Origin of the sequence: Pseudomonas oryziphila, from assembly GCF_003940825.1 — a bacterium.
In the GTDB taxonomy this organism is placed as follows: Bacteria; Pseudomonadota; Gammaproteobacteria; order Pseudomonadales; family Pseudomonadaceae; genus Aquipseudomonas; species Aquipseudomonas sichuanensis.
In genome coordinates, this window is sequence record NZ_CP034338.1 from 830,479 (window position 1) to 851,938 (window position 21,460).

General features: G+C 64.6%; 16 protein-coding genes. 2 read left to right on the top strand and 14 right to left on the bottom strand.

Going from position 1 to position 21,460, the window contains the following annotated elements; genetic code table 11:
• Positions 1-111: 111 nt before the first annotated feature.
• From EJA05_RS03950 to dksA, 13 genes are all read right to left on the bottom strand, one after another.
• Positions 112-3,048, bottom strand: a complete 2,937-nt coding sequence (locus tag EJA05_RS03950; protein ID WP_125857403.1) for a DUF748 domain-containing protein — start codon at positions 3,046-3,048, stop codon at positions 112-114.
• A 78-nt stretch (positions 3,049-3,126) separates the two neighbouring features.
• Positions 3,127-3,996, bottom strand: coding sequence for an oxygenase MpaB family protein (locus EJA05_RS03955; protein ID WP_125857405.1), 870 nt, complete (start codon positions 3,994-3,996; stop codon positions 3,127-3,129).
• A gap of 40 nt (positions 3,997-4,036) precedes the next feature.
• Positions 4,037-5,971 (bottom strand): acetate--CoA ligase, encoded by a 1,935-nt coding sequence (gene acs, locus EJA05_RS03960; protein ID WP_125857406.1) that lies wholly within the window; start codon positions 5,969-5,971, stop codon positions 4,037-4,039.
• A 249-nt stretch (positions 5,972-6,220) separates the two neighbouring features.
• Complete coding sequence (pgi, locus tag EJA05_RS03970; protein WP_110995991.1) at positions 6,221-7,885, bottom strand: glucose-6-phosphate isomerase; 1,665 nt, start codon at positions 7,883-7,885, stop codon at positions 6,221-6,223.
• A gap of 238 nt (positions 7,886-8,123) precedes the next feature.
• Positions 8,124-8,987, bottom strand: coding sequence for a pantoate--beta-alanine ligase (gene panC, locus EJA05_RS03975; protein ID WP_125857410.1), 864 nt, complete (start codon positions 8,985-8,987; stop codon positions 8,124-8,126).
• Positions 8,984-9,784, bottom strand: coding sequence for a 3-methyl-2-oxobutanoate hydroxymethyltransferase (panB, locus tag EJA05_RS03980; protein ID WP_125462551.1), 801 nt, complete (start codon positions 9,782-9,784; stop codon positions 8,984-8,986). Before panB ends, panC begins: the two co-directional genes overlap by 4 nt.
• A 250-nt stretch (positions 9,785-10,034) precedes the next feature.
• Positions 10,035-10,514: a 2-amino-4-hydroxy-6-hydroxymethyldihydropteridine diphosphokinase gene (gene folK, locus EJA05_RS03985; RefSeq protein WP_125462552.1), complete on the bottom strand. Its 480-nt coding sequence runs from the start codon at positions 10,512-10,514 to the stop codon at positions 10,035-10,037.
• 2 nt (positions 10,515-10,516) lie between these two features.
• Positions 10,517-11,911: a polynucleotide adenylyltransferase PcnB gene (locus EJA05_RS03990; RefSeq protein ID WP_125857412.1), complete on the bottom strand. Its 1,395-nt coding sequence runs from the start codon at positions 11,909-11,911 to the stop codon at positions 10,517-10,519.
• Positions 11,912-12,723: 812 nt separating this feature from the next.
• On the bottom strand, positions 12,724-14,172 hold the full coding sequence (locus tag EJA05_RS04000) for a sigma-54-dependent transcriptional regulator (protein ID WP_125857413.1): 1,449 nt from the start codon (positions 14,170-14,172) through the stop codon (positions 12,724-12,726).
• Between the two features lie 4 nt (positions 14,173-14,176).
• Positions 14,177-17,152, bottom strand: coding sequence for a sensor histidine kinase (locus tag EJA05_RS04005; protein ID WP_190306032.1), 2,976 nt, complete (start codon positions 17,150-17,152; stop codon positions 14,177-14,179).
• Positions 17,136-17,312, bottom strand: coding sequence for a hypothetical protein (locus EJA05_RS04010; protein ID WP_003250005.1), 177 nt, complete (start codon positions 17,310-17,312; stop codon positions 17,136-17,138). Before EJA05_RS04010 ends, EJA05_RS04005 begins: the two co-directional genes overlap by 17 nt.
• Positions 17,313-17,518: 206 nt before the next feature.
• Positions 17,519-18,406: a tRNA glutamyl-Q(34) synthetase GluQRS gene (gene gluQRS / locus EJA05_RS04015; protein WP_125857417.1), complete on the bottom strand. Its 888-nt coding sequence runs from the start codon at positions 18,404-18,406 to the stop codon at positions 17,519-17,521.
• Between the two features lie 100 nt (positions 18,407-18,506).
• A complete protein-coding gene (gene dksA / locus EJA05_RS04020) occupies positions 18,507-18,953 on the bottom strand; it encodes an RNA polymerase-binding protein DksA (protein WP_125462558.1) in 447 nt (148 codons plus the stop codon).
• 212 nt (positions 18,954-19,165) lie between these two features.
• On the opposite strand from dksA, the gene EJA05_RS04025 reads away from it, so the two are divergent.
• Complete coding sequence (locus EJA05_RS04025) at positions 19,166-20,338, top strand: pyridoxal phosphate-dependent aminotransferase (RefSeq protein ID WP_125462559.1); 1,173 nt, start codon at positions 19,166-19,168, stop codon at positions 20,336-20,338.
• Positions 20,338-21,054, top strand: coding sequence for a DNA/RNA nuclease SfsA (sfsA, locus tag EJA05_RS04030; RefSeq protein WP_125857418.1), 717 nt, complete (start codon positions 20,338-20,340; stop codon positions 21,052-21,054). The genes EJA05_RS04025 and sfsA overlap by 1 nt, the downstream gene beginning before the upstream one ends.
• On the opposite strand, the gene EJA05_RS04035 is transcribed toward sfsA, so the two are convergent.
• The gene (locus EJA05_RS04035) at positions 21,044-21,361 is read right to left on the bottom strand and encodes a Rieske (2Fe-2S) protein (RefSeq protein WP_125462561.1); all 318 of its coding nucleotides are present in this window, start codon (positions 21,359-21,361) and stop codon (positions 21,044-21,046) included. The two genes, sfsA and EJA05_RS04035, sit on opposite strands and share 11 nt — an antisense overlap.
• Between the last annotated feature and the right edge of the window lie 99 nt (positions 21,362-21,460).

The window sequence follows — 21,460 nt, forward strand, 5'->3', positions numbered from 1 at the left end:
GCGCTGACCTTGACGATCACGCGATCCCTGTGGGAGCTGGCTTGTCGTGGCGACGAACCGCAGCGATGAGCTCAGCACAGGCCTCATCAAGCGGTATGGGCGTATGCCAAGTTACTCGGCATCCAGATGCAGCGGCGTTACCACCCGGCCATCGCTCTCGGCCTGGCCGAGGGATGCGTCGATGAAGTACACCCGGTCATCTTCGAGCTGCCCTTTGTCCACCAGGTAGTCCTTGATGCTGCTGGCCCGTTCCTGGCCGAGGGTACGCAGCAGCGGGGCACTCTCGGCCCAGGACTTGATCACCGCCTCGCGCAGCTTGGTGGTGCGCTCTTCACGACCGAGCTTTTCCCACTCGGCGGGCGGTTGCTGCTTCAGCCGGGTGCGGTAGATACCTTCGAGCATGGGCGGCTTGTCGCTGTCATCAACCACCAGCAGGGACGGGTTGGCCGGCACCTTGTCGCCACGGCGCTGCAGTACCTTGTACCAGGTGGCCTGGTATTCGCGCTCCAGGCGCTGCTGGGCGATCAGCGGGCCATCGCTGCCCTGGGCGGCGGTACCTTCGATCTCCAGGCGCAGCTCCGGGCGCGACTTGAGCGCAGAGGCCAGTTTGTCCAGCGAGGCCTGGGCGTCGCTGCTGAGCTCGCTTGAACCTGCGGCGAACGAGACATTGCCCAGATCTTCCGCACCACCGCCAGAGACCAACCCGCCGATGAACTTGAACGGCGCCTGGGCGGCGCGCAGCACCAGGTTGCGCAGGGTCTGCCAGACGATCGGCATCACGCTGAACTGCGGGTTGTTGAGGTCGCCGGAGATCGGCAGTTCGATGGAGATCTTGCCCTCGGTATCCTTGAGCAGCGCCACTGCCAGGCGGATCGGCAGGTCCACCGCGTCCGGGCTGTCGACCTTCTCGCCCAGTTGCAGTTGCTCGACCACCAGCTTGTTCTCGGCTTTCAGCTGGCCGTTGGTGATCAGGTAATGCAGGTCAAGGTTCAGGCGCCCCTTGCGGATGCGGAAGCCCGCGAACTTGCCCGAGTAGGGGGTCAGGGTGGTCAGTTCGACGCGCTTGAAGCTGGTGGCGATATCCAGGCTGGCCAGCGGGTTGAACGGGTTGAGCGCGCCCTTGATGGTCACCGGCGCGTAACGGTCGACCTTGCCTTTGATGTCCACCTTGGCCGGTTGCGGCTTGCGGTTGTCGAGGGTGCCGACCTGGCCGTTGAGCTGTTGCACGGCGGTGGCGAAGTTGGGGGTCAGGGTCAGGTCGGCGAAGTTGGCCGAGCCGTCGTTGATGCTGATCTGGCCGATGCGGATGCCCAGCGGCTTGCTGCTGCCGGCAGTGGCAGGCTTGCTCTGGGAAGCCGCAGGTGCCCCAGCGGGTTGCGGGATCAGCAGGTCACTGACGTTGGTGGTGCGGTCTTCGTTGATGATGAAGCGCGCATAGGGTTGCAGCAGGGTCACCTTGTCGATCGACAGGGCGTCGCCATGCACATAGGACAGGCCATCGACGTTGACCTGCTGCCATTTGACGAAGTCACGGTTCTTGATGGTGTCCAGGGTGTGCAGCTGGTTGACCTGGGCCTTGCCGCCAACGTCGAACGCCAGCGGCTCGGTGCTCTTCAGGTTCACTTTTAGGTCGCTGGACAACATGCCGCTGCGCAGTTCCAGGCGAATGAACGGGCTGATATAGGCCTGGGCCACGCGCAGGTCGATGTCGCGGGTGGCCACATCGAGCTTGGCGGTGATCGGTGCAAGGTTGACCTCGCCTGCGGCCTGCAGTTTGCCCTGCTTGCCCACGCCGGTATCGAGCTTGAGGGTGAAGGGCGACTGGTTGAGGCTGTCGAAGTTCTGCAGGTCGAGGTTGAGCGGGCCGACGTCCAGGGCCACAGGTTCCTTCTGGCTGCGGTCGGCCAGATGGATCATGTAGTTGCGCGCCTGTACGTCCTTGAGCAATACCTGCCAGGGCTTGCTCGGCGCCTTGGCGGCCTTTTCCTTGTCGGTGGGTTCGGCGGCAGCAGGCTCGGCTTTTTCCTTGGGGGTAGCCTTGGCCGGCTGGCTGGCGAACAGCTTCTGCCAGTCGAGCTGGCCATCCTTCTCCAGCGCCGCCCAGGTTTCGAGTTTTTCGCTGCGGATCTTGCCGACGGTCACCAACTGCTTGGCCAGGTCGATGGACGTTTCGCTGACCTCCAGGCTGGCCAGGCGCGCCAGCGGTCGGCCGTCGGGGGCCTTGATGGCGAACGGCGCAATGCGCACGGCGGTCTGGTCCAGCAACAGCTCGGTCTCTTTGGCCAGGCTGAGCTTGTAATGGGTGTCGAGGTTGATGACGCCATCTTCCAGCACCAGGGGCACAGCGTCGCGTACGTAGGGCCAGAACGCTTTCATCTTGCCGTCGGTGACTTTCAGCGTGCCTTCGGAGGCGATCGGCGCGAGGCTCAGGGTACCGCTCCAATCGATGCGCCCGCCGTTGGGGCCGTTGGCCACCAGGGTCATGTCGGCGTTGTCGTCAGGCAGGGTACTGAGGTTCTTGAGCTCCAGGTTCATCGAGTCGTAGATGAACTCGATCGGCTCGCTGGGGCGCTGGTCCTCGAAGTGCAGGTAGCCTTCGCTGAGCTTGATGCTGCCGATGCGCAGCGGGAATGGGTCGCTGGGTGGCTCTTCGGCTTTTGGCTCACTGGGTGGCAGCTTGAACAGCTGGGTCAGGTTGAGGCTGCCATCCTTGGCGAACAGCAGCTCGGTGCGCGGCTTGTCCAGCTCAACGGCTTCCAGGTGCAGGGCCTTGGTCCACAGGCTGTCGAGTGCCAGGTTGGCGTACAGCCGTTCGAAACCGACCTGCTCCTTGCCGGGCTCACCAATCTGCAGGCCCCACAGCGTCAGCTCGAGGCTGAACGGGTTGAGTTCGATGCGCTGCAGGTGCGCCGGCACGGTGGCGTGCTGCGCCAACTGCTGGTTGGCAATGCGCAGTGCGATGCCGGGGAGAATAAGGAAGCCGAGCAGGCTGTACAGGGCCACCAGGGCCAGCAATGCGCCGAAGGCGCGAGTCAATCCTTTGTGCATGTGTCGCTTCGTCTGTAGCAGGCTGGAGTGCTTGGAGTATGGCACGTTCAACAGGTTCCGCCGGGGTCGGAAAACACCTCATTCAATCCCCATGCGCCGCCTTGCGCGGTGCGCCGAACCGTCGCGCATGGCCCAGCGCAGCACCGGGGCGGTGTTGGCCAGGCCCAGGCGGATCAGGCGCCTGGCCAGCAGGCCTTGCTGCAGGCCTAGCATCTGCTGGGCCCAGCCTGGCAGCAGGTCCGCTCCCGCTTTAAGCATCAGTTTGCCCACCGGCTCGGCCATGCGGCTGGGTGCCGGCGCCTTGAACAGGATGTCGATCACTTCCAGGCTGCGGGCATCACAGAGCAGCTGTGGGCGCATGCGTTGCAGGTAGTCCTCGACCTGGCTGCAGGAGCGCGGCACGTCGCGGGCGCCCAGGCGCTCGGCGATCAGGGCGATCTCGTTGTAGTAGGCGTCCTGATCGGCACGGGGCAGGTCGGGGTTGCGGTAGCGCAGATGGGCGGCGAGAAAGCTGCTCACTTCGGCCACATGCACCCAGGTCAACAGGTCGGGGTCGCTGGCGGCATAAGGGCGCCCGTCCGCGGCGGTGCCGACCACCTTGAGATGGATGGTGCGTACCTTGTCGATGAGCCACTCGGCGTCGCGGGTCGAGCCGAACGTGGTGCCGGAGATGAACTGGCTGGTACGGCGCAGGCGGCCGAGCAGGTCTTCGCGAAAGTTCGAATGGTCCCACACGCCAGCCAGTGCCAGTGGGTGCAGCAACTGCAACATCAACGCACTGATGCCACCCACCAGCATGCTCGGGAAGTCGCCGTGCACCTGCCAGCTGATGCTCTGAGGGCCGAACAGCCCTGGGTCGCCTTTGGGCGATTCCAGGTCGAGCTGGCCGAGGGCCAGCCCGGTAAGGCTCATGACCTGGGTTTCGATGCGGCGGCGTAGGGCTTCCATGGCGACCTTGCGGGCAGGGCAGCCCTGCCCGGGCCGCGGGTTACTGGTTGAGACGCTTGTCGATCAGGCCCTGGACCACGCTCGGGTCGGCGAGGGTGGAGGTATCTCCCAGGTTGTCCAGTTCGTTGCAGGCGATCTTGCGCAGTATACGCCGCATGATCTTGCCTGAGCGGGTCTTGGGCAGGGCCGGGGCCCACTGGATCAACTCCGGCTTGGCGAAACTGCCGATCTCCTTGCTGACCAGCGCCAGTAACTCGGCCTTGAGCGCATCGTCCGGGGTGACACCGTTCATGGGGGTGACGAAGGCATACACGCCCTGGCCTTTGAGGTCGTGGGGGTAACCCACCACCGCAGCTTCGGCGACACTGTCGTGCAGCACCAGCGCGCTCTCGACCTCGGCGGTGCCGATGCGGTGGCCGGAAACATTGATCACATCGTCGATGCGCCCGGTGATCCAGTAGTCGCCATCGGCGTCGCGGCGGGCGCCGTCGCCGGTGAAGTAATAGCCGGGCAGGGGTTTGAAGTAGGTGTCGACCATGCGCTGATGGTCGCCATAGACACTGCGGATCTGCCCTGGCCAACTGGCCTTGATCGCCAGCAGCCCGGCGCCGGGGCCTTCGATGAGCTTGCCTTTTTCGTCCAGTAATACAGGTTGCACGCCGAACATGGGCTGGGTGGCGCAGCCGGGCTTGAGGCGCTGGGTGCCGGGGAGAGGGGTGAGCATGATGCCGCCAGTCTCGGTCTGCCACCAGGTGTCGACGATGGGGCAGCGCTGCTGCCCGACCGCCTCGAAATACCACTCCCAGGCTTCGGGGTTGATCGGTTCGCCGACGCTGCCGAGCAGGCGCAGGCTCTGGCGCGAGGTGCCTTGCAAGGGGCCTGAGCCTTCGCGCATCAAGGCGCGCAGGGCGGTGGGCGCGGTATAGAAGATATTCACCCGGTGCTTGTCCACCACCTGCCAGAAGCGCGAGGTGTCGGGGTAGTTGGGCACGCCCTCGAACATCAGCGAGATCGCCCCGTTGGCCAGCGGGCCGTAGACGATGTAGCTGTGGCCGGTTACCCAGCCGACATCGGCGGTGCACCAGAACACCTCGCCGTCGCGGTAATCGAACACCAGCTTGAAGGTCATCGTGGCCTGCAGCAGGTAGCCGGCGGTGCTGTGCAGCACGCCCTTGGGTTTGCCGGTGCTGCCGGAGGTGTAGAGGATGAACAGCGGGTCTTCGGCCGTCATGGGTTCGGGCGGGCAGTCATCGCCGGCCTTTTCGGTGGCCTCGTGGTACCAGAGGTCGCGGCCGTCGCTCCAGGCCACATCGCCCCCGGTGCGGCGCACCACCAGCACGCTGCTGACATTGGGGCAGTTGGCCAGGGCTTTGTCGACGTTCTGTTTGAGCGGTATGCGTTTGCCGCCACGCACCCCTTCGTCGGCCGTGATCACGGTGCGGCAGTCGGCGTCGAGGATGCGGTCACGCAGGGCGTCGGGCGAGAAACCGCCGAACACCACCGAGTGGATGGCGCCGATGCGTGTGCAGGCGAGCATGGCGTAGGCGGCTTCGGGGATCATCGGCATGTACAGGCACACGCGGTCGCCTTTCTTTACCCCGCGTGCTTTGAGCGCATTGGCCAGGCGGCAAACCTGGCGGTGCAGTTCGCGGTAGCTGATGGCCTTGCTGTCGTTCGGGTCGTCGCCTTCCCACAGCAAAGCCGTCTGCTCGCCGCGCTGGGCCAGGTGGCGATCGATGCAGTTGTAGGAGACGTTGAGCTGGCCGCCGTCGAACCAGCGCGCCGTGCCGGTTTTCAGGTCGCATTGCTGCACGCTGGCCCAGGGCTTGATCCAGTCCAGGCGTTTGGCCTGTTCGGCCCAGAAAGTGTCGGGGTTTTCCACCGACTGGCGGTAGAGGCGGCGGTAGTCGTCGTCGGTCAATTCGGCGGCCTGGCAGACGGCCAGGGCCTGGGGGTAGTTGCGGATATCGAACATGGCGGGTGGTCCTGCTCTTGTTGGGGAGTGGGACTGCGGCGGCTATTCGATGGACAGTGTAGAAGGTGGGGGTGTTCCTGGAGGCGCGGAAATCGTGCGATCTGTGGGAGCGGCTTTAGCCGCGAAGCAGGCGGCGCGGTGGATGGCACCGGCTTCGCCGGTGTTCGCGGCTGAAGCCGCTCCCACAGGCCCGTGCAAATCCGCGAGTTATTTGCAGGCCTGTGAGAGCGGTCGTATATCAGCTAGACATCAACCGCGATGACGGCCGCGGAAGTAGTTGATCAGACCCTGGGTAGAGCCATCCTCGGCGCTTTCTTCGAGGCTGCCGACCAGGCGCTGATACACGCCCTTGCCCAGCTCCTTGCCCAGCTCCACGCCCCACTGGTCGAAGGCGTTGATACCCCAGATCACGCTCTGCACGAAGACCTTGTGCTCGTACATGGCCACCAGCGCGCCAAGCCGGCGCGGGCTGATGCGCTCGACCACCAGGGTATTGCTCGGGCGGTTGCCCGGGATCACCTTGTGCGGGGCGAGCTTGGCGATGTCGGCTTCGTTGAGGCCCTTGGCGCGCAGTTCGGCTTCGGCTTCCTCGCGGGTCTTGCCGAGCATCAGCGCCTGGCTCTGCGACAGGCAGTTGGCATACAGCCACTGGTGATGGTCGGCCACCGGATTGAAGCTCACCACCGGCACGATGAAGTCGGCCGGGATCATCTGGGTGCCCTGGTGCAGCAACTGGTGGTAGGCGTGCTGGCCGTTGCAGCCCACGCCGCCCCAGATCACCGGGCCGGTATCGGTTTTCACCGGGGTGCCGTCGGTCAGCACGCTCTTGCCGTTGGACTCCATGTCCAGCTGCTGCAGGTGCTTGGTGATGTTGCGCAGGTAGTGGTCGTACGGCAGGATCGCGTGGCTCTTGGCGCCCCAGAAGTTGCCGTACCACACGCCCAGCAGGGCCAGCAGCACCGGCATGTTCTTGTCGAACGGCGCGGTCTGGAAGTGCTGGTCCATGGTGTAGGCGCCGGACAGCAGCTCCTTGAAGTTGGCGGTGCCGATGGCCAGGGCAATCGGCAGGCCGATGGCCGACCACAGCGAGTAACGCCCGCCGACCCAGTCCCACATCGGGAAGATGTTCTCTTCGCGGATGCCAAAGGCCACGGCGGCGGCCTTGTTGCTCGACACGGCGATGAAGTGGCGGTAAAGCTCGGCTTCCGAACCACCCTGGGCCAGGTACCAGGTGCGGGCGGCCATGGCGTTCTTCAGGGTTTCGAGGGTGTTGAACGACTTCGACGAGACGATGAACAGGGTGGTTTCGGCGCGCAGGTTGGCCGACAGTTCATGGAATTCGCTGCCGTCGATGTTGGCCAGGTAGTGGCAACGGACACCGCGCTGGGCATAGGGCAGCAGGGCTTCGGAGACCAGTTCCGGGCCGAGGAACGAGCCGCCGATGCCGATGTTGACCACGTCGGTGATCGGTTTTTCGCTGTAGCCGCGCCACAGGCCGTCGTGGATGCGGCCGACCAGCTCGGTGATCTGGTTCAGCACTTTGTGCACTTCCGGCATCACGTTGGCGCCGTTGACGCTGAGCTTGTCACCGACCGGGCGGCGCAGCGCGGTGTGCAGCACCGGGCGGCCTTCCGAGCCGTTGATGATTTCGCCGCTGAACATCGACTTGATGGCGTCGCCCAGTTCGACTTCGTTGGCCAGGTTCACCAGCAGTTCGCGGGTCTGCTCGTTGATGAGGTTCTTCGAGTAGTCGAGGAACAACCCGCAACAGCTCAGGGAAAACTGTTCGAAGCGCTTGCCGTCGGCGGCGAAGGCTTCGCGCATGCTGAAGCCCTGCATGGCGTCGCGGTGTTGCTGAAGCGCCTGCCAGGCGGGCAGCGCCGTCACATCGTGGGGAGTACGGTAATACGCCATTGCGGATGGTTTCCTTGGTGCATGGTCAGGCTATGACACTGGCGATCTTTGCCAGTTGCAAGCTGCTCATTATAGGCATTGGTCGCAAAGCGGGAATGGGGGGGCGGGGGGCGGTGAATGAAATATTCTGGTTCCGTGGGAGCGGGCTTGCCCCGCGATACCGGCGCAGCCGGTGCCATCCATCGCGGGGCAAGCCCGCTCCCACGGAACCTCTATAAATCAATTGGTTAAAGCTGGGTCAGGCGGTCGTCGCTTCCAGGTGCAGGTACAGGTTGTCGATCAACCGGGTGTTACCCATGTACGCCGCCGCAATCACTACCAGGTCACGGTCATCGACCTGTGCCGGGCGCAGGGTCAGTGCATGGCGTACTTCCAGGTAGTCCTTACGGAACCCCGCCGCTTCGAGTTGCGCCTGCCCTTCAGCGATCAGCGCCGCGAAATCACGCTGGCCACGGCGAATGGCCTCTGCCATGCCGCTAAGGGTGCGATACAGCGCAGGTGCCGCCGCGCGCTGCTCGGCGCTGAGGTAACCATTGCGCGACGACAGCGCCAGGCCATCCTCGGCGCGCACGGTCGGCTCGCCAAGGATCTGGATCGGCATGTTCAGGTCGCGAACCATGGCGCGGATCACCGCCAGTTGCTGGAAGTCCTTCTCACCGAATACGGCAAGGTCGGGCTGGACCATGTTGAACAGCTTGCTGACCACGGTCGCCACGCCTTCGAAGTGCCCGGGGCGGCTGGCACCGCACAGGCCTTCGGACAACTGCGGCACGCTGACCCGGGTCTGCACGGCCATGCCATCGGGGTACATCTCCTCGACGGTGGGGGTGAACAGCAGGTGGCAGCCCGCTTGGAGCAGTTTTTCCTGATCGGCGGCGAGGGTGCGGGGGTATTTGTCCAGGTCTTCGCCGGCACCGAACTGCAGTGGGTTGACGAAGATGCTGGCAACCACGAAGTCGGCGCGCTGGGCGGCCTTGGTCACCAGCGCGGCGTGGCCGCTGTGCAGGTTGCCCATGGTCGGCACGAACGCGATGCGCTTGCCCTCGCCACGGGCACGGGCCACGGCGGCGCGCAGTTCAAGGACGGTCTTGACGGTATTCATGCGCTGAACCCATGTTCACTGGCGGGGAAACTGACATCTTTCACGGCTTGCACATAGGCTTTGAACGCGCTGTCGATGTCCGGCTGGCCGGCCATGAAGTTCTTCACGAACTTCGGCACGCGGCCGCTGAGGGACAGGCCGAGCATGTCGTGCAGCACCAGCACCTGGCCATCGGTGGCGCTACCGGCACCGATACCGATCACCGGAATGGCCACTGCCTGGGTGATCTCTGCGGCCAGCTCGCTGGGCACGCACTCGAGCAGCAGCATGGCGGCGCCGGCTTGCTCCAGGGCGATGGCATCGGCGCGCATCTGCCGCGCCTGGGCTTCCTGGCGGCCTTGGACCTTGTAGCCGCCGAGCACGTTGACGGTCTGTGGCGTGAGGCCCATGTGCGCGCACACCGGCACGCCGCGTTCGGCCAGCAGGCGGATGGTCTCGGCCAGCCAGGCGGCGCCTTCGATCTTGACCATGTGGGCGCCGGCGCGCATCAACTGGGCGGCGTTGCTGAACGCCAGCTCAGGGGTGGCATGGGCCATGAAGGGCAGGTCGCTGAGGATCAGCGCGCCGTCGTTGCCGCGTTTGACGCAGGCGGTGTGGTAGGCCATGTCGTCGTTGCTGACGGGCAGGGTGCTGTCATGCCCTTGCAGGACCATTCCCAGGGAGTCGCCCACCAGCAGGATTTCCACGCCGGCCTGGCTTGCGGCCTTGGCGAAGGTTGCGTCATAGCAGGTCAGCATGGTGATTTTTTCACCCTTGGCCTTCAGGCCATGCAGGGTGGTCAGGGTTACTTCAGGCATGTAGGGGCATCCTCGTTCAGGCGCTGTGAAAGACAACTGCGTACAACGCGTGTATTCATCAAGCGGAGCGGCACATCATCGTCTGTGATGTTCGGGCACAGGTCCGTCCGGGCCTAAATGGGTGATTGCGGCATAGTGGCGCCGCGGGACGCCTATAGTCGTGAGCGGGGTGGGGGAAGTCAATGACCCGTGTTACCGCATTGTTACGCGGTGGGTGTTACTGGCGTTACCGCCGTCTGAAACGCCCGTTTTACAGGCGTTCCAGGCCGACGAACGGGCAATCCTGAAGCATTTGCTGCAGGCTGCGGCCATCGGCGAGGCGGAAGTCGGCGTCGACCAGCTCGGCGAGCGGGTAGAGCACGAAGGGGCGGGCGTGCATGTGGTAATGCGGTACTTTCAGGCGCGGCACGTCGATGAGCTGGTCACCGAACAGCAGCACGTCCAGGTCGAGGGTGCGCGGCCCCCAGCGTTCCTGGCGGACCCGGCCCTGGTCGTTCTCGATGGCTTGCAGGGCGTCGAGCAGGTCAAGCGGCGCCAGCCGGGTATCGATGGCCGCCACGGCATTGGTGTAGCGCGGCTGGCCGGGCAGCAGCGAGTCGCTGGTGTACAGCGCCGAAGCCGCTGCCAGGCGAGTGTCGGCCAGCACATCCAGCGCCTGCAGGGCGCTGCGCAGCTGCTCGGCGGGCTCGTCGAGGTTGCTGCCCAGGCCGATGTAGGCGCGGGTATTCATGCTCAGTCCCACGCCTGGTCGTCGTCACGCTTGCGTTTGCTGGGGCTGCGCTTGCGTTTGCGCGGGCCTGCGCCTGTGCTGGCACCGTCGTCGCGGTTGCCCAGTTCGCGAATCATGTCGCGGCGCTGGCTGTCATTGGCGTCCTGGTAGTCGGTCCACCATTGGCCCAGGTCATCGGTTTCCTCGCCTGCGCTTTCACGCAGCAGCAGGAAATCGTAGCCGGCGCGGAAACGCGGGTTGTCGAGCAGCATGTCGGCGCGTTTGCCGCTACGCCGTGGCAAGCGCTCCTGCATGTCCCAGATCTCGCGGATCGGCAGGGTGAAACGCTTGGGGATGGCAATGCGTTGGCACTGCTCGGCGATCAGGTCGTGGGCCGCGCCATTCATGGCTGGGATCGGCGGCACGCCTTGGCTCTGCAGGTGCAGCGCGCGGCCTGGCAGGGCTGGCCAGAGCAGGGCGGCGAAGAGGAACGCAGGCGTGACCGGCTTGCCCTGCTTGACGCGCAGGTCGGTGTTGGCCAGGGCCTGGCTGATCAGTGTGTGGGTGTAGGTCGGGCGCTCTTCCAGGGCATGGGCACTGGCAGGGAACAACGGCTCGAACAACTCCAGGTCGACCAGCATCTCGAAGGCCAATGCGCCCTGGCCGTTGAGGAACAGCTTGAGGGTTTCTTCGAACAAACGTGCCGGCGGGATCTCGCGCAGCAGCTTGGCCAGCTGGCGGATCGGTTGCACGGTGTGCTTTTCGATGCCGAAGTTCAGCTTGGCGGCGAAGCGCACGGCGCGCAGCATGCGCACCGGGTCTTCCTGGTAGCGGTGCGTTGGGTCGCCGATCAGGCGCAGCAGGCGGTTGCGCACATCGTGCACGCCGTTGGCGTAATCGAGCACGCGCTCGTTGACCGGGTCGTAGTACAGGGCGTTGATGGTGAAGTCGCGGCGTTGCGCGTCTTCCTCAAGGGTGCCGTACACGTTGTCGCGCAGGATGCGGCCGCTGGCATTGTGCGAGGAGCGGTGGCTGTCGGCCTGGTCCTCGTCCGAGTGCGGGGCACGGAAGGTGGCGACTTCGATGATCTCGCGACCGAAATGCACGTGAACCAGCTTGAAGCGCCGGCCAATGATGCGGGCGTTGCGGAACTCGGCGCGCACCTGTTCGGGGGTGGCGCTGGTGGCGACGTCGAAGTCCTTGGGCGTGATGCCCAGCATCAGGTCGCGCACGCAGCCACCGACCAGATAGGCCTGGTAGCCGGCCGCCTGCAGGCGCTCGACGATGCTCACGGCATGGCGGCTGAACTGGCTGCGCTGCAGCGAGTGCTGGCTCTTGTTGATCACTTCAGGCGTGGTGCGCCTGTGGTGCTGGCCGGGGACCGGCGGGCGGAACGACTGGAACAGCTTCTTCAGCATGGGATGCACTGTTTGAAGGAATGTTCGGCCAAGGATAGGAGAATGGCCGCATGATGGGCGGGGATTCTAGCATTTACTGGGGGAATGGTGTAGGCGGCGTGCCAAGGGGCGTGGCAGACGCCCAGAAACGACAATGGGGAGCCGAAGCTCCCCACCAAGTCGTTGTGTGCTCTTATTGTTTTTTTGCTGGGCTTCTTGTTTTTGTTGAGTGCCCTGTTCACAAATCTCGAAGCTTGTGAACGACCCCTAAACCAGGGGTGAAGAGCAAACGGATTGCTTTGGTCGCCGAGTTGATGCTGATCTTTCGATCCAATCAGTTCAGGTGCTGCTTTTGAGTGCAGTTTTTGTTGTTCTCTGTCTGATCGTGGGGCAAGCCCCAAACACAGCTCCTCTCCAAAAGAATCAGTTAGCTGCGCCTCCGCCGTCTTGTTTTTATTGTGCGTGAGCCGTTTCGTCTTGTTCTTATTCTGAGTTGCAGTGCTTGTTATTGTTCTTGTACCAGACATATAGCAGATGCCGTGCCAACTTTTGAAAAGCCAATGAATCCGGGGTTTTTGGCCATTTCGACGGCTGTCCGCGCCGGGCAAATGTGGAAATTTCGTTACCGTACGCCTCGTGGGCTGTTACGCCGAAGGGCAGAGGTAACAGATTTTTGCGGGAACTGATCTGTTACCGCGCTTCCCTCAAAAGCATCGCGGGCGGTGCGGCGGTCCGACAAGCCCGCTCCCACGCCAGCTGCTCCAGATGGGGCGTCAAGCGTGGGAGCGGGCTTGTCGGGACGCCGCACCGCCCGCGATAGGTATGACGGTGTATCAGTTGTCGCTGGTGGCGTTGCTCTTGCGCCGCGGAATGCCCAGGCGCTGGCGACGCTCCCACAGGCACTTGCGGCTGACGCCCAGCTTGCGCGCCAGTTCCGTCTCGGTCATGTGGTCCTGGTGTTCAAGGACGAAGTGCTGGAAGTAGTCCTCCAGCGACAGGTCTTCGGTGGGCTCGTGGCTGGCGTTGCTGGCGGCGTTGCTGACCAGGGAGGGCAGGTGGGCCAGGCCATCGACCTCTTCGAGGTCGCTGAGCTCGATGTCGATGCCCAGCAGGTCTGCGGAAATCTCCGCGCTCTCGCTCAGGATCACCGCGCGCTCCACGGCGTTCTCCAGCTCGCGCACGTTGCCCGGCCAGCTGTAGTGACGGATGGCCTGTTCGGCTTCGTGGGAGAAGTGCAGGTCGTCGCGGCCGATGCGCGCGCTCTGGCGGGCGAGGAAGGTGTCGGCGATTTCGTTGACGTCGCTGCCGCGCTCGCGCAGGGCGGGCAGCTTGAGCGCAATCACGTGCAGGCGGTAATACAGGTCTTCACGGAACTGGCCGGCCTTGGCCAGGTTCTTCAGGTCACGGTGGGTCGCTGCGATCAGGCGCACATCGACTTTTTGCGACTGTACCGAGCCGACCCGGCGGATCTCGCCTTCCTGCAGCACACGCAGCAGACGGGCTTGTGCCTCAAGCGGCAGCTCACCGATCTCGTCGAGGAACAGGGTGCCACCATCGGCCGCTTCGACCAGGCCGGCACGGCCGGCGCTGGCACCGGTGAACGCGCCTTTTTCGTGGCCGAACAGTTCGGATTCGATCAGGGTTTCCGGGATCGCCGCGCAGTTCACCGAGATCATCGGTGCCTTGGCCCGGCGCGAAAGATTGTGCAGGGCGCGGGCGACCAGCTCCTTGCCGGTGCCCGACTCGCCCTGGATCAGCACGTTGGAGTCGGTGGGCGCGACCTTGCGGATCTTGACGAACAGGTCTTGCATGGGCGCGCAGGAACCGATGATGCCGATTTCGCCATTGGCGGCTGCGGGGCTGGACTTGTCCGCGCCGGCCTTGCCATTGGTGGGCCGCGGTTCGGCGAGCGCCGCTGCGGCTGGCGCGTTCTGCCGGTCGCGCAGGATGCGCGCGACGGCTTGCAGCATTTCGTCGTGGTCGAAGGGCTTGGCGATGTAGTCCACCGCGCCCATTTTCATCGAGTCCACCGCCGAGCGCAGGCTGGCGTAGCTGGTCATGATCAGCACCGGCGTGCCCTGGCCAAGCTTGATCAGCTCGGTGCCCGGGGCACCGGGCAGGCGCAGGTCGCTGACGATCAGGTCAAAGGTGGCGATGCTGAAGCGTTCCTGGGCTTCCTGCACCGAGCCGGCTTCGCTGACCTGGTACTGGTTGCGTTCGAGCAGGCGGCGCAGGGCCGAACGGATGATGGTTTCGTCTTCGACGATCAGAATGTGCGGCATTGATTCAATTCTCTCGACGGTCTCGAATTACAGGGGACGTCGCTACGACATGCCGGGGCAGGGTCACGCGGATCCGGGTACCACGTTGGCGCTCGATGTCGGCCGGGCTGTCGATGGTGATTTGCCCATAATGCTCTTCCACGATGGAATAGACCAGAGCGAGCCCCAGTCCGGTTCCCTCGCCTGGGTCCTTGGTGGTGAAGAAGGGTTCGAACAGGCGATCCATGATGCTTTTCGGGATGCCGCTGCCCTCGTCCTCGACGATCAGGTCGACGGTGTGATCGCTGACTTCGCTGCGCACGCGTACGGCACTGCCGGCCGGGGAGGCGTCGCGGGCGTTGGACAGCAGGTTGATCAGCACCTGGGCCAGGCGCTGCGGGTCGCCCTCGGCCCAGTGGTCGGGGTCGCACAGGTTGAAGAACTGTACTTCGAAATTGCGCCGGTTCAGCGCCAGCAGACCAATGGCGTCCTGCGCCACTTCGGCGAGGCACACCGGCTCGTCGCTGTTCTGCTGGCTGCCGCCGGCATGGGCGAAGCTCATCAGCGACTGGACGATGCGCGACACGCGCTTGGTCTGTTCGAGGATCTGGCTGGACAGCTCGATGATCTCGCCATCGCCCTCGCGCTCTTCACGCAGGTTCTGCGCAAGGCAGGCGATGCCGGTGATCGGGTTGCCGATTTCGTGGGCAACGCCTGCGGCCAGGCGGCCGATGCTGGCAAGGCGCTCGGAGTGCACCAGCTTGTCTTCCAGGGCCTGGGTTTCGGTGAGGTCCTCGACCAGCAGCACCAGGCCGCTGTTGCCCGGTGCCAGTGGCTCGTCGATGGCCGCCTTGTGCAGGTTGAGCCAGCGTGGCTGGCCATCGAGGGCCAGGCGCTGCTTGTGCAGGTGCTCGTCGGGTACGTTGATGAACCCCTGCAAAAGGCCGCGCCAAGGTTCGCCAATGGTCACCAGGCGCGAGCCGACCACGTGCTTGGCGGCGATGCCTGTGAGTTCTTCCATCGCCTTGTTCCACATCAGGATTTCCTGGTCCTTGGCCAGCGAGCAGACGCCCATGGGCAGCTCCTGCAAGGTCTGGCGGTGGTAGCGGCGCAGGGCGTCGAGCTCGGCGGCGAGGCCGGTCAGGCGCGAGTGGTAGTCCTCGAGGCGGCTCTCTATGAAGTGGATGTCTTCGGTGACGTAGTTTTCGTTGCCGGACTTGTACGGCAGGAAGGTCTCGACCATGTCCTGGGCCACGCTCGGGCCCATCAGGCCGGAGAGGTTGGCCTCGATGCGGTCGCGCAGGCGACGCAGGGCGTAGGGGCGGCGCTCGTCGAACGGCAGGTAAAGGTCACGCAGGGCTTGCTCGACTTCCTTCTGTGCGGCCTTGGCGCCCAGTGGCTTGGCAAGCTGGGTGGCGAACTCCTGGGGCGAGGCAGCGTGCAGCTCGCGGCGTTGCGGGCGACGCACGTTGTCCACCGCGCAGGCTTCGGCGGCACTGACCTCTTCGCTGCTGGCATTGGTGAACAGCGAAATCAGGGTGAACAGCAGGACGTTGGCCGCCAACGAGGCGATGGCCGCCATGTGCCAGCTGGTGTCGTCCAGCACGTAGATCATGTCCAGCAACGGAATGTAGAAGCCCTGCAGGTTACCCAGCAGCGGCAGGAGCATGGTCACCATCCACACCAGCATGCCGGCCAGCAGGCCGGCGATGAAACCGCGGCGGTTGGCGGTCGGCCAGTACAGCACCGAAAGCACGCCGGGCAGGAACTGCAGGGTGGCGACGAAGGCGACGATGCCGAGGTTAGCCAGGCTCTGGTGGTTGTTCTGGGTCAGGTAGAAGACGAAACCTGCGGTGATGATGGCGACGATCAGCGCCCGGCGGGTCCACTTCAGCCAGCGGTAGATGTTGCCTTCGGCCGGTGGCTGGTACAGCGGCAGCACCAGGTGGTTGAGGGCCATGCCCGACAGCGCCAGGGTGGTGACGATGATCAGCCCGCTGGCGGCCGACAGCCCGCCGACGTAGGCCAGCAAGGCCAGGGCCTGGTTGTTGGCGGCGATGCCCAGCCCCAGGGTGAAGTACTCCGGATTGGTGCTGGCGCCCAGGCGCAGGCCGGCCCACAGCACCAGCGGCACGGCCAGGCTCATCAGCAGCAGGAACAGCGGCAGGCCCCAGCTGGCGCTGACCAGCGAGCGAGGGCTGAGGTTCTCGGTGAAGGCCATGTGGTACATGTGCGGCATCACGATCGCCGAGGCGAAGAACACCAGCAGCAGGGTTCGCCACGGGCCTTCCTGCAGCGGCGTGTGCAGGGCGGCGAGGGCGGTCTGGTTCTGCAGCAGCCACACTTCCAGCCCGTGCGGGCCGCCGAACACGCCGTACAGCGCGTAGAGGCCGATGCCGCCCAGGGCCAGCAGCTTGATCACCGACTCGAAGGCGATGGCGAACACCAGGCCCTCGTGCTTCTCGCGGGTGGCGATATGACGCGAGCCGAAGAAAATGGTGAAGAGGGTGATCAGCGCACAGAAGGCGAATGCCACCCGCGCCTTGACCGGCTCGCCAGTGAGGATGCTGATGGAGTCGGCCACCGCCTGGATTTGCAGGGCCAGCAATGGCAGCACGCCGATCAGCATGAAGATGGTGGTCAGCGCGCCGGCCCAGGTGCTGCGGAAGCGGAATGCCAGCAGGTCGGCCAGCGACGAGAGCTGGTAGGTGCGGGTGATCTTGAGGATCGGGTAGAGCAGCACCGGTGCCAGCAGGAACGCGCCGGACACCCCCAGGTAACAGGCGAGGAACCCATAGCCATACTGGTAAGCCAGCCCCACCGAGCCATAGAAGGCCCAGGCGCTGGCATAGACGCCCAGCGACAGGGTGTAGGTCAGCGGGTGGCGGATGACCGAGCGCGGGATCAGCCCGCGTTCGCTGATCCAGGCCACGCCGAACAGCACCAGCAGGTAGGCGGCGCTGATCAGGATCATCTGGGTCAGGCTAAAGCTCATCGGCATCTCGTTGGCTCTGCAGGATGAAAGTGACGACGATGAGGATCAGCCAGAGCAGGTAGGGGCGGTACCAGGCTCCGGTCGGTTCGATCCACCAGTCCATGATGGCCGGGGAGAACAGGTAGATCCCCACGACCAGAAGCAGGACCAAACGATAGATGTACATGCTGGCCTCGAGGGTTGGGCGCTGCGGGTTTGGACTTATTATTGGTGAAAATGGCGCAGGCGATGCTAGCGGGTATCGGTAGGGTTAGCCAAGGGTTTGAATTTGTTGGGCTTTTGAACTTGGTTTCGCTTGTTCTGGCCTATCGCGGGGCAAGCCCGCTCCCACGCTAGTTATCTGCGTGGGAGCGGGCTTGCCCCGCGATGACCTCACTGTATATCGGCTTCAGGCACCGTCATCTGCCGCGCAATTTGTTCCGGCCGCCACTGAGTTCGCGCCACCGCCAGCACCTCAGCCGGGCTGGCACCCAACAACGCCGGGTCGGTCTGCTGGCCCAGCGCGCGCAATGCTCGCAGCAGCAGCGGCGTGGCCTGGTCCGGCTCGAGCGGCGGCGAGCGGTACGACTTGCCCAGCTTGTGCCCGTCGGGTTGGACGATCAGTGGGATATGCAGGTAGCGCGGCTGCGAGAAGCCCAGCAGCTCCTGCAGGTAGAGCTGGCGCGGTGTGTTGTCCAGCAGGTCGGCGCCGCGCACGACATCGGTCACCCCCTGCCAGGCATCGTCCAGCACGACGGCCAGCTGGTAGGCGTAGAGCCCATCGCGGCGCTGGATGACGAAATCGCCCACTTCGCGCCCCAGGTGCTGCTCGAACCGGCCTTGCACCCGGTCATCGAAGCGGTAGATCAGCTCGGGCACCCGCAGGCGTATCGCCGCGCCTTCGCGGGCATGCCCGGCATTGCGGCAAAAGCCCGGGTAGATGCCGTGATGCCCCTCCAGTTGCTTGCGCGAGCAGGTGCAGGCATAGGCCAGGCCCATATTGAACAGCCGGTCGACGACTGCAGCATAGGCGTCGTGGCGTTGGCTCTGGCAAACCACCTCGCCATCCCACTCCAGCCCGTAACGTTCAAGGGTCTGCAGGATGGCGTCACGGGCACCGGGCATCTCGCGCGGCGGGTCGGTATCCTCCATGCGCAGCAGCCAGCGGCCGTTGGCGGCGCGGGCGTCGAGCCAGGAGGCGAGGGCGGCGACCAGCGAGCCGAAGTGCAGGTAACCGCTGGGCGTGGGGGCGAAGCGTCCGATGTAGGGGGCTGGGGTCATGGGCTGTGCGAGCTATATAAATGAAAACGGGGCGTATCTGATGTGGGAAGGGGCAAGCCCGCTCCCACAACCAGTACGCCCCGTCTTTTCGGGATTCGGATCAGCCTTTGCCGACCGTCTTTTCCTTTTTCTCGGCGATTTCCTTGCAGTCGAAGCACAGGTCCGCAGTCGGACGGGCTTCCAGGCGACGCAGGCCGATTTCAATACCGCAGGATTCGCACCAGCCGTAGTCTTCGTCCTGGATCAGTTGCAAGGTCTTGTCGATTTTCTTGATCAGCTTGCGCTCGCGATCGCGGTTGCGCAGTTCCAGGGCGAACTCTTCTTCCTGGCTGGCGCGGTCGGCTGGGTCGGGGAAGTTGGCTGCCTCGTCCTTCATGTGGTCCATGGTTTTGTCGACACTGGCCATGAGCTCTTGCTTCCAGCCGTTCAGAAGCTTGGTGAAGTGGGCCCGCATTGGGGCACCCATGTATTCTTCACCCTTGGTTTCCTTGTACGGCTCGACGCCATAGAGCGTTTGACTGGCTTTTTGCTTTTCTAGGGTGGACATGAATAGACCGCCTCTCACTCATCTGATCCAATGCGCAGGATACTTCCATCTCCGGCGACCGCCGGCCCTGCGACTGCGAGCCGCCGAACTTACCAGATAGATACGGGGTGCGCTACCCCGCCCTATGCCTGCTATTGACAGCGGCGCGGGCGGCACGTTCGCTGGTATGTACAGGTGGAATCACCAGTTTAGACCCAATTGAGAGAAGGCCCATGGCTCAGCCACACAGTGCGCGCAGTCGCGCCATCGAACCCTTCCACGTCATGGCCTTGCTGGCCCGTGCCAACGAACTGCAAGCCGCCGGCCACGACGTGATTCACCTGGAGATCGGCGAGCCGGACTTCACCACCGCCGCCCCCATCGTTGCCGCCGGCCAGGCGGCCCTGGCCGCGGGGCATACCCGCTACACTGCCGCCCGTGGCCTGCCGCAGTTGCGCGAGGCGATTGCCGGCTTCTATGGCCAGCGCTACGGCGTAGACCTCGACCCCGAGCGCGTGCTCATCACCCCAGGCGGCTCGGGCGCATTGCTGCTGGCCAGCAGCCTGTTGGTCGACCCTGGCAAGCACTGGCTGCTGGCCGACCCGGGCTACCCGTGCAACCGCCACTTCCTGCGCCTGGTCGAAGGCGGCGCGCAGTTGGTGCCGGTCGGGCCGGAGGTGAACTATCAGCTGACCGCCGACCTGGTCGAGCGCTACTGGGACAAGGACACCGTCGGCGCGCTGGTGGCTTCGCCAGCCAACCCGACCGGCACGGTGCTCGACCGTGACCAGTTGGCCAGCCTGTCCAGGGCGAGCCGCGAGCGCAATGGCCACCTGGTGGTGGACGAGATCTATCACGGCCTCACCTATGGCATGGATGCGCCGAGCGTGCTGGAAGTGGACGATGAGGCCTTCGTTCTGAATAGCTTTTCCAAATATTTCGGCATGACCGGCTGGCGCCTTGGCTGGCTGGTGGCTCCGCCGTCGGCGGTGGCTGACCTGGAAAAACTGGCACAGAACCTCTACATCAGTGCCCCGAGCATGGCCCAGCATGCGGCGTTGGCGTGCTTCGAGCCACAGACACTGGCGATTCTCGAAGAGCGCCGTGCCGAGTTCGCCCGTCGCCGTGACTACCTGTTGCCGGCCCTGCGCGAGCTGGGCTTCGGTATTGCCGTCGAGCCCCAGGGCGCCTTCTATCTGTATGCCGACATCAGTGCCTTCGGTGGCGATGCCTTCGCCTTCTGCCGGCACTTCCTCGAAACCGAACACCTGGCCTTCACGCCGGGCCTGGACTTTGGTCGCCACCAGGCCGGCCACCATGTGCGTTTCGCATACACCCAGAGCTTGCCGCGCCTGGAAGAGGCTGTGCAGCGCATCGCCCGGGGCCTGCGGAGCTGGCAAGGCTGATGGCGCATTTTCCCGAACTGGAAGAGGCGCGCCTGCTGCGCCGCTACAAGCGCTTCCTGGCCGACATCGAGCTGACCAGTGGCGAGCAGATGACCATCCACTGCCCCAACACCGGCTCGATGCTCAACTGTATGAGTGAAGGCGGGCGGGTCTGGTTCAGCCGCTCCAACGACCCGAAGCGCAAGCTGCCCGGCACCTGGGAAATCAGCGAAACGCCCCAGGGCCGGCTGGCTTGTGTCAACACCGGGCGGGCCAACGCACTGGTGGAAGAAGCGCTGCGTGCGGGCACCATCACCGAACTGGCCGGTTTCACCACGCTCAAGCGCGAGGTGGCCTACGGTGAGGAGCGCAGCCGCATCGACTTCTATCTGGAGTATGCCGATGGCAGCAAGGCTTACGTCGAGGTCAAGAGCGTGACCCTCGGTTACCCGGACACCCCGGTGGCGGCCTTCCCCGATGCCGTGACCCAGCGCGGTGCCAAGCACCTGCGCGAGCTGGCGGGGTTGGCGCGCCAGGGTGTTCGCGCGGTGCAGTTGTATTGTGTGAACCTCACCGGCATCGAGGCCGTGCGCCCGGCGGAAGAAATCGACGCCGGCTATGCCCAGGCCCTGCGCGCGGCGGTGGCGGATGGGGTAGAGGTGCTGGCCTACGGCACCCGGCTGGACGCACAGCAGATCGTGGTCGACCGGCCGCTGCCGGTGCTGCTCACTCGCTAAGCCAGATGCCCTGGCTGTCTTCCAGGCAGTCCAGGGCTTCCAGCCACTCGCCCGCGCACGGGCCGGCCACGCATTCGCCGCTCTCGATCAGGAACTGCGCGCCATGATGGGCGCACTGGATCAGGCTGGCGCTTTCGTCGAGGAAGCTGTCTGGCGCCCAGTTGAGGGTGATGCCGCGATGGGGGCAGCGGTTGCGGTAGATGAATACCTGGCCATGGCGACGTACGCCTAGCAGTGGCACGCCGGCTACGCTGAAGGCGCGGCTTTGGCCTTCGCTGAGGTCGGTGGAGGCGCAGAGAAAATGCATGATGGGGTGTGTTTTCAGTTAAGCCGTGTGACAAGGGATGGCTTGACGCTTCAATGCGAATAATTATCAAATTGCCCGCATTCGCCGCGCTAGGCTGCC